Annotated in this window: 2 protein-coding genes; both read left to right on the forward strand. The window is 64.0% G+C overall.

The annotated features are described in order from the left end of the window. Positions 1-9 precede the first annotated feature (9 nt). Positions 10-84, forward strand: coding sequence for a hypothetical protein (locus HC028_RS28015; protein ID WP_275941404.1), 75 nt, complete (start codon positions 10-12; stop codon positions 82-84). 161 nt (positions 85-245) lie between these two features. Beyond that, positions 246-728, forward strand: a complete 483-nt coding sequence (locus tag HC028_RS26830; protein ID WP_168080228.1) for a cytosine permease — start codon at positions 246-248, stop codon at positions 726-728. Positions 729-916: the final 188 nt, after the last annotated feature.

Raw genomic sequence — 916 nt, forward strand, 5'->3', positions numbered from 1 at the left:
GCGCAGATCCTGACCCAGGCCGGTACCGCGATGCTGGCCCAGGCCAACATGGCCAGCCAGGGCGTGCTCAAGCTGCTCGGCTGAGCCGGTTAGGCACTAACTGAATAACAACTTCACAGCTATCCGGAAGGGGTGGCCCGCGTGCACGCGAGCCACCCCTTCCGGCATTGCGGCCCCCGCGCGACGGCCATCGGACCTCAAGGACGACTGCCCGGCCGATGCCACCCGGTCAGCTAAACCCGCCGATGACGCGACGAGCCACTTGGCGACTTCCCCCGCTCCCCACATCCCTAGGCATCTCCTGCTGCCGATCAGACCGCTCAAGGCCCGGCATCGCGCTGTTCGTCAAGCTCGGCATCGCGGGCAGCACCAGGCTGAAGATCGCTATCCGGAGCGCACCGGGACTGGCGATCCCGCTGATCCTGCTGGTCCTCCACGGCCCGATCGCCACGAACATCCTCAACATGTACTCGTGCAGCCTGTGCGCCCAGACGCTGGACTGGAAGACCGACCGGCGCAAGCTCACCTACGGCGTGGGCGTGCTCGCCATGATCTTCACGGTCGTCCTGATCTACGAGCAGGACTTCGCGCACACCCTGGACGGCCGGCTCGCCAGCATGGTGACCTGGGTGGCGCCCTGGGCCGCGGTGATGCTGATCCACTACTGGCTCTTCGCCAAGGAACGCATCGACGTAGACGCGCTGTTCGACACGCCGGGCAGCACTTGAAGCCGACCCAGGCCGCTCCGGTGAGCCGACTCTGCGCACCTGAGCCCACGTTCGACAAAGAGGTGTTCTAGGTCACAATCACTTACCCCTATGGGTAGTCCCGACGATTGCACTTTGTGAAAAGTTGCATGGACTTTTCACTGACCGGGCCAAGGATGGACCGGCAAAAGACTCAACTCAAGGAGGAA

It is taken from the genome of Planosporangium flavigriseum (genome assembly GCF_011947225.1).
In the GTDB taxonomy this organism is placed as follows: Bacteria; Actinomycetota; Actinomycetes; order Mycobacteriales; family Micromonosporaceae; genus Planosporangium; species Planosporangium flavigriseum.